Below are 8,136 nucleotides of genomic sequence, written 5' to 3'. Positions count from 1 at the left end.
CCCCCCCCCCCCCCCCCCCCCCCCCCCCCCCCCCCCCCTATTCGTTCGCGTCCACCTCGCGCAAGCGATAGCCGACGCCGGTCTCGGTGGTGATATAGCGCGGCTGGTCCGGCGTCTTTTCGATCTTCTGCCTCAGCTGCCGCACATAGACGCGCAGATATTGCACGTCGGTGGTGTCGCCCCAGATCTGCTTCAGCAGGAACTGGTGCGTCAGCACCTTGCCGGCGTGCTGCACCAGGATGCGCAATATGTCGTATTCCTTGGGCGAGAGCTTCACCTCGTTGCCCTCGACCTTGACGATGCGCTTGACCAGGTCGACGGTGAGGTCGCCGGTGTGGAACACCGGCTTCTCGCCCTGCTGCTGGAATTTGTGGCGTAGCGCAACCCGGATGCGGGCGGCGAGCTCGTTCATGCCGAAGGGCTTCGTCACATAGTCGTCGGCGCCCAGTTCGAGCGCCGCCACGATGCCGGCCTCGTCGGTGCGGCTGGAGAGGATCACGACCGGGATATCGAGGCCGTCGCCACGCCATTTGCCGAGCAGTTCGAGGCCGGTCATGCCCGGCAGGCCGAGGTCGAGCAGGACGAGATCGGGGGTTTCCGTCTGCATCAGCTCGATCGCCGTCCTGGCGTTCGGCGCCTCCGAGACCGAATAACCCTGCGTGGAGAGGCCGACGCGCAGCAATTTGCGGATCGGCGGCTCGTCGTCGACGACCAGGATCGAAACATTCTGGTTGGTCATACCGTCTGATCCGCTTTGGCTTCGCTCATGCCGGGCGATTTGGCCGGGACCGGCATGCGGATGGTGAAGATCGCGCCGGAACGGTCGGTGCGGTTCGCCGCCGAGATCGTGCCGCCCATTGCTTCGATGAAGCCGCGGCTGATCGACAGGCCGAGCCCGGTGCCGGCGCGGACCTGGTCGCGCTTGCGCACCCGGTAGAAGGTGTCGAAGATCCGTTCGAGATCGTCCGGCGGGATGCCTGGCCCCTCGTCCATCACCTGGAGGATGACCGAGCCGTTGTCGACCCAGCCCTGCAGCCGGATCGCCGAGCCGGGCGCGGCGTATTTGGCGGCATTGTCGAGGAGGTTGAACAGCGCCTGCTCGAACAGCACGGGGTCGAGCTTCAGCATCGGCAGGTCCGGCGGCAGGTCCGTCTCTATCGTGTGCTCGGCGGTGATCTTGCGGGCCCGGTTCAGCGCCGATCCGACGATGTCGCCGACATAGTGGAAGGCGTAGTTGGGCTCCATCGCACCGGATTCGATCCTGGTCATGTCGAGCAGGTTGGCGATGAAACGGTTGAGCCGTTCCGACTCGTTGACCACCGTCGACAGAAGCTCGGCCCGATCGTCTTCGGGCAGTGCCGGCGCGAATTCCTTCAGCGTTCCCGCCGCGCCCATGATGGCGGCAAGCGGCGTCTTCAGATCATGCGAGATCGAGGTCAGCAACGCCGAACGCAGCCGGTCGGCCTCGGCAGCCAGCTTGGCGCGGTCGACATCGGCGACCAGCTGGACCCGCTCGATGGCGACCGCGGCCTGGTCGGCCAGCGCGTCGAGCAGGCGTTGCTGCTCGGGCGTCAGCAGCGGGCCTTGCTTGTCGTTGTCAAGGCCGACGACGCCGATGGCCGTCCGCCCTGTACGCAGCGGCAGATAGAGGCGCTTGGCGCCGGGCAGTGTGTCGGCGCCGCGCCCGGCCGGCCGGTCATGCTCCCAGGCCCAGCGGGCGGCTCCGAGATCGGCCTCGGCCAGGGTGTCATCGGGCGGATAGCCGGCCTTGACGGTGATGGTGCCGTTCTCGGGCAGGAGCAGCACGACGCGCAGCTTCAGCATCGAGGCGATCTGGAAGGCGGTGGCCCACAGCACGTCGTCCAGCGTGCCGGCGCCGGCAAGCTTCTTCGAGAAGGAGTAGATGTCCTCGGTGGCGCGGGCGCGGGATCGTGCGGCGACGGCCTGGCGCTGCACGCGCGCGGTGAGGTTGCTGGCGATGATGGCGACCACGAGAAAGACCAGGAAGGCGACGATGCTCTCGGGATCCCTGATCGTCAGCGTGTAGCGCGGCTCGAGGAAGAAGAAGTTGAAGGCGAGCGCGCTCAGGAAGCAGGCGTAGAGCGCCGGCCAGAGCCCGAAGGTCACCGCCGAAGTCAACACTGCCAGGAGCAGGACGCTGGCGAGATTGCGGAAATCGAGGAACTGATCGAGGATCGTGCTGACGGCCAGCGCGCCGGCGACATAGGCCGTAGAAAATATATAGGGCCAGACCTGGAACGGTTTCGACGCTTCCGCCGCCTTGACCCGTCGCGTGGGCGCGTCGGTGTCGCGCTCGGTCCCCGAAATGACATGGACGCTGATGTCGCCGGCGTTGCGGATCAGATCGTAGGTCAGCGAGCCCTCGATCAGCTCGCGCCAGCGCGACCGGGTCGGCCTGCCGATGACGATGTGGGTGAAGTTGTTCGCCGTCGCGTGGCTAACGATATCCTGGGCGACGTTCTGGCCGGGGATGGTGGTGAGCTCGGCGCCGAGCTGCTCGGCGAGGCGAAGGTTCCTGGCCAGCCGATCCTTGTCCTCCTCCGACATGCCGGCCAGGCGTGGCGTGTCGATGTGAAGCGCCGTCCAGGGCGCGCGCAGGCGGTCGGCAAGCCGGCGGGCATAGCGGATGCGGGCGGCTCCGCCCGGCTGGGCGTCGACGCAGACGAGCACCCGCTCGCCCGCCGCCCAGGGCCCGGGGATGGCATGCGACTGCATGTGGTTGAGCAATTGCTCGTCGACGCGCTGGGCCGTTCGCCTGAGCGCCAGCTCGCGCAGCGCCGTCAGGTTGCCGGGCGAAAAATAGTTCTCGATGGCGCGCTGGGCGGTGTTGGGGAAATAGACCTTGCCGTCCTGCAGGCGCTTGATCAAGTCGTTGGGGGTGAGGTCGATGACCTCGATGTCGTCGGCCTCGTCGATGATGGAATCGGGAACGGTCTCGCGCACCCTGACGCGGGTGATCTGGGCGACGACGTCGTTCAGGCTTTCGACATGCTGGATGTTGAGCGTGGAATAGACGTCGATGCCTTGCGCCAGGATTTCCTGCACGTCGAGATAGCGCTTGGGGTGCCGGCTGCCGGGCGCGTTGGTGTGGGCAAGCTCGTCGACCAGGACCAAAGCGGGGCGCCGCTTGATGATGGCGTCGATGTCCATCTCGTCGAGGGTCTGGCCGCGGTATTCGATCAGCCGGCGCGGGATGACCTCATAGCCGTCGACCAGCGCCTGGGTTTCCTTGCGGCCATGCGTCTCGACGATGCCGATGACCACGTCGACCCCGTCGGCGCGGCGGGCGCGGCCCGCCATCAGCATTTCGTAGGTCTTGCCGACGCCGGGCGCGGCGCCGAGGAAGATGCGCAGACGGCCACGGCCTTCGCGCTCGGCGTGCTCGAGGAGCGCGTCGGGGGAGGGTCTGGATTCGTTGCTTCGGTCGTCTGGCATCAGGTCCAATCATAATTGCGCCGGGGGGCCTGTCGATCCCCCCGGGCGCGCACGGTCGGGTTACTTCAGGTCGTCGAGTGCGAGGTTGAGCGCGAGCACATTGACCACCGGCTCGCCAAGGACGCCGAGCTCGCGGCTCTCGACATGGGCGTCGACCAGCGACTTGACCTTGGCTTCGTCGATGCTTCTCGCCTTGGCGACGCGCGGCACCTGGAAATAGGCCGCCTCGGGGCTGATGTCGGGGTCGAGGCCGCTGCCCGAGGTGGTGACAAGGTCCATCGGCACCGGCGCGTTCGGGTTCTCCGCCTTCAACTTATCGGCATCGCCCTTGATGCGGTCGATGAGCTTCTGGTTGGTCGGGCCGAGGTTGGAACCGCCGGAGGCCGTCGGGTCGTAGCCGTTGCCGGCGGCGGACGGCCTGCCGTGGAAGTAGCGATCGTTGGCAAAGGCCTGGCCGATCAGCTCGGAGCCGACGACCTTGCCGTCCTTGGTGATCAGGCTGCCATTGGCCTGTTTCGGGAACAGCGCCTGGGCGATGCCGGTCATGCCGATCGGATAGATAAGGCCGGTCAGCACCGTGAAGAAGACGATCATGACGATCGCGGGCCTAAGTTGCTTGAGCATCGGGATAGTCCTTATGCGAGGCCGAGGGCGGTGACGATCAGGTCGATCGCCTTGATGCCGATGAAGGGCACGACGATGCCGCCTAGGCCATAGATGAGAAGGTTGCGGCTGAGCAGCGCGCCGGCGCCGATCGGGCGGTATTTGACGCCCTTCAGCGACAGCGGGATCAGCGCGATGATGATCAGCGCGTTGAAGATGATGGCCGACAGGATCGCGCTCTGCGGCGTTGCCAGATGCATGATGTTGAGCGCTTCCAGCGCTCCGGTCTTTTGGCCAGGCGCGACGTAGAAGACCGCGAACATCGCCGGGATGATGGCGAAGTATTTGGCGACGTCGTTGGCGATCGAGAAGGTCGTCAGCGAGCCGCGCGTCATCAGGAGCGCCTTGCCGATCTCGACGATCTCGATCAGCTTGGTCGGGTCGCTGTCGAGGTCGACCATGTTGCCGGCTTCGCGCGCGGCGACCGTGCCGGTGTTCATGGCGACGCCGACATCGGCCTGGGCAAGTGCGGGCGCATCGTTGGTGCCGTCACCGCACATGGCGACCAGCTTGCCCTTGGCCTGCTCCTCGCGGATCAGCGACAGCTTGTTCTCGGGCGTCGCCTGGGCGAGGAAGTCGTCGACGCCGGCTTCAGCCGCGATGGCTGCCGCGGTCAACGGGTTGTCGCCGGTGATCATCACCGTGCGGATACCCATCTTGCGCAGCTCGGCGAAACGCTCGGCGATGCCGCCCTTGACGATGTCCTTGAGGTGGACGACGCCGAGCAGCCGGCCGTCGCGCTCGACCGCCAGCGGCGTGCCGCCGGCCTTGGCGATCTCGTCGGCAATGGCCTGCAGGTCGCGGATGGTGTCGCTTGTCGGACGGGTGCCGTGGGCGGCGACCGTCGCCTGGTTGACATGGGTGAGCACCGCATCGACCGCGCCCTTGCGCACCGACGAGCCGTCGATGTCGACGCCGCTCATGCGGGTCTGCGCGGTGAAGGGCACGAAGGTTGCGTGCAGCGTGGCCATGTCGCGGGCGCGGATGCCGTATTTCTCTTTGGCGAGCACGACGATCGAACGGCCTTCCGGCGTTTCGTCGGCGAGCGAAGCGAGTTGTGCTGCATCGGCCAGTTCCTGCTCGTTGACGCCCTTGACCGGACGGAACTCGGTCGCCTGGCGGTTGCCGAGCGTGATGGTGCCGGTCTTGTCGAGCAAAAGCGTGTCGACGTCGCCGGCGGCTTCGACGGCGCGGCCGGACATGGCCAGCACGTTGAAGCGCACCAGGCGATCCATGCCGGCGATGCCGATGGCCGACAGCAGCGCGCCGATCGTGGTCGGAATCAGCGTGACGAACAAGGCAACCAGGATCGTCACCGAGATGTAGCCGCCGGAATAGGCGGCAAAGCTCGGGATGGTCGCGGTCGCCAGCACGAAGATCAGTGTCATGCCGACGAGCAGGATGTTGAGGGCGATCTCGTTCGGCGTCTTCTGGCGCTCGGCGCCTTCGACCAGCGAGATCATGCGGTCGAGGAAGGTGTGGCCGGACGCGGCGGAAATGCGCACGCGGATCCAGTCGGACAGCACCTGCGTGCCGCCGGTGACGGCCGAGCGGTCGCCGCCGGATTCGCGGATGACGGGGGCGGACTCGCCGGTGATCGCCGCCTCGTTGACCGAGGCCACGCCTTCGACCACTTCGCCGTCCGACGGGATGATGTCGCCGGCTTCGACCAGCACGATGTCGCCGACCTTCAAGCTGGTGCCGGGCACCAGCTTGAATTTGCTGCGGTCATCGCCGTTGAGCAGCTTGGCCTGGGTCTCGGTGCGCGCCTTGCGCAAAGAATCGGCCTGCGCCTTGCCGCGGCCTTCGGCGACGGCTTCGGCGAAGTTGGCGAAGAGTACGGTGAACCACAGCCAGATGATGATCTGCAGCGTGAAGCCGAGATCGCCGCCGCCGGTGATCAGATCGCGGGCGAAGAGGACGGTGGTGAGCAGCGACACGATGGCGACGACGAACATCACCGGGTTCTTGATGAGCGTGCGCGGATCGAGTTTGCGGAAGGCGCCGCCGATGGCGGGCACCAGGATGCGGGCATCCATAATGCTCGCGGATTTGGACGGGCTCATTTCGAGACTCCAGTATCGGTGATGTTGGAAGGCGCCGGGTGCTCGGTCTTCGGCAAAAGATGCGGAAGGCCGGTGGCCAGCAGCCAGAGCACGAGCAGCACGGCTGCCATGCCGAGGAAGGTTGAAAGGGTGGGGAAAGGACGAGGCTTCTCGTCCCTTCCGTTGTCGGGCGTTCCGTCACCAGGCTGGTGAGGGTCGTTGCGGTGAATGTCGTTGTGGCGGGGCATGGTCATCTCAGAAGCTTTGGCCATGGATCATCGCCAGGTGTTCGACGATCGGGCCTATCGCCAGAGCCGGGAAGAAGGTGAGACCGACTACGATCAGGATGACGCCGACCAGCAGGCCGACGAAGAGCGGGCCATCGGTCGGGAAGGTGCCGGCGGAGGCCGGAACCGTCTTCTTCGCCGCCAGCGAACCGGCGATGGCGAGTGCCGGAATGATGACGAAGAAGCGACCCACCCACATGGTGATGCCCATCGTGAGGTTGTACCAGGGCGTGTTGCCGCTGAGGCCGCCAAAGGCCGAGCCATTGTTCGCTGCCGCCGAAGTGTAGGCGTAGAGAACTTCGGAGAAGCCGTGCGGACCGCCATTGGCCATCGAGGCCACCGCGCTCGGCAGCACGACCGAGATGGCCGTGAAGGTGAGCATGACCAGCGGCAAGCACAGGATGGCCAGCATCGCCATCTTGACCTCCTTGGACTCGATCTTCTTGCCGAGATATTCCGGCGTGCGGCCGACCATTAGGCCGGCAACGAAGACGGCGACGACGACGAACATCAGGATACCGTAGAAGCCGGCGCCGACGCCGCCGACGATGACCTCGCCGAGCTGCATGTTGATGATCGGGATCAGGCCGCCAAGCGCGGTGAAGCTGTCATGCATGGCGTTGACGGCGCCGCAGGAGGCGGCCGTGGTGATGACCGCGAACAGCGCCGATGCGCCGATGCCGAAGCGGGTTTCCTTGCCCTCCATGTTGCCGCCGTCGATGCCAAGCGCATGCACCAGCGGGTTGCCCGCAGCTTCGGCCCAGTAGCAGACGGCGACGCCGGCGACGAACAGAACGCCCATCGCGGCGAGGATCGCCCAGCCCTGGCGCTGGTTGCCGACCATGCGGCCGAAGACGTTGGTGAGCGCAGCGCCCAGCGCGAAGATCGTCACCATCTGGATCATGTTGGAGATGGCGTCGGGGTTTTCGAACGGATGCGCGGCATTGGCGTTGAAGAAGCCGCCGCCATTGGTGCCGAGCATCTTGATGGCGATCTGCGAGGCGACCGGTCCAAGCGCGATGGTCTGCTTGGCGCCTTCGAGCGTGGTGGCGTCAACATACGGCCCGAGCGTCTGCGGCATGCCGAGCCAGACATAGACCAGCGTCAGCACGATGCACATCGGCAGGAGGATGTAGAGGGTGCAGCGGGTGATATCGACCCAGAAATTGCCGATCGACTTGCCGGAGGCGCGGGCGAAGCCGCGGATCAACGCGACGGCGATGGCGATGCCGACGGCGGCGGAGGCGAAATTCTGCACGGTCAGCGCGGCCATCTGCACGAGATAGGACATCGTGCTCTCGCCGCCGTAATTCTGCCAGTTGGTGTTGGTGACGAAGGAGACGGCGGTGTTGAAGGCAAGGCCCGGCTCGACAGCCGCCATGCCGGCCGGATTGTAGGGCAGGACGCCCTGCAGCCGCTGGAAGAAATAGACCGCGAGGAAGCTCGTCAGGCTGAAGAAAATGATGCCGGCGGCGTATGCCGTCCAGTGCTGCTCCTCGTTTTCACTGGTTCCCGAAATGCGGTAGAGCACCCGTTCGAGGGGGCGAAGGATCGGCGAGAGGAATGTGCGATCGCCGTTGAAGACGCGATGCATGTAGCCGCCGAGCGGCTTCACCAGCAAAAGCACGATCGCGCAGTAGAGAAGGATCTGTATCCATCCGATGAGAGTCATGTGAGTAGCTTTC

General features: G+C 65.7%; 6 protein-coding genes. All 6 read right to left on the bottom strand.

Annotated features, from left to right (window positions below):
• Positions 1–37: 37 nt before the first annotated feature.
• Genes FJ988_RS21815 through kdpA form a run of 6 tightly spaced genes read right to left on the bottom strand, consistent with a single transcriptional unit; the run spans position 38 to position 8,123 of the window.
• Positions 38–739 (bottom strand): response regulator transcription factor, encoded by a 702-nt coding sequence (locus FJ988_RS21815; protein WP_140820410.1) that lies wholly within the window; start codon positions 737–739, stop codon positions 38–40.
• Positions 736–3,456: a sensor histidine kinase KdpD gene (locus FJ988_RS21810; protein WP_140820409.1), complete on the bottom strand. Its 2,721-nt coding sequence runs from the start codon at positions 3,454–3,456 to the stop codon at positions 736–738. The genes FJ988_RS21815 and FJ988_RS21810 overlap by 4 nt, the downstream gene beginning before the upstream one ends.
• A 60-nt stretch (positions 3,457–3,516) precedes the next feature.
• A complete protein-coding gene (gene kdpC / locus FJ988_RS21805; protein WP_140820408.1) occupies positions 3,517–4,080 on the bottom strand; it encodes a potassium-transporting ATPase subunit KdpC in 564 nt (187 codons plus the stop codon).
• Between the two features lie 11 nt (positions 4,081–4,091).
• Positions 4,092–6,185 carry a potassium-transporting ATPase subunit KdpB gene (gene kdpB, locus FJ988_RS21800; RefSeq protein ID WP_140820407.1) on the bottom strand — a complete coding sequence of 698 codons (2,094 nt, stop codon included), beginning with the start codon at positions 6,183–6,185 and terminating at the stop codon, positions 4,092–4,094.
• Complete coding sequence (locus tag FJ988_RS21795; protein WP_246688631.1) at positions 6,182–6,436, bottom strand: hypothetical protein; 255 nt, start codon at positions 6,434–6,436, stop codon at positions 6,182–6,184. Before FJ988_RS21795 ends, kdpB begins: the two co-directional genes overlap by 4 nt.
• Positions 6,420–8,123, bottom strand: coding sequence for a potassium-transporting ATPase subunit KdpA (gene kdpA / locus FJ988_RS21790; protein ID WP_140820406.1), 1,704 nt, complete (start codon positions 8,121–8,123; stop codon positions 6,420–6,422). Before kdpA ends, FJ988_RS21795 begins: the two co-directional genes overlap by 17 nt.
• Positions 8,124–8,136: the final 13 nt, after the last annotated feature.

Origin of the sequence: Mesorhizobium sp. CU3 (assembly GCF_006442965.1) — a bacterium.
In the GTDB taxonomy this organism is placed as follows: Bacteria; Pseudomonadota; Alphaproteobacteria; order Rhizobiales; family Rhizobiaceae; genus Mesorhizobium.
The sequence above is the reverse complement of the archived record's forward strand: the minus strand, read 5'-3'. Positions and strand labels throughout refer to the sequence as shown.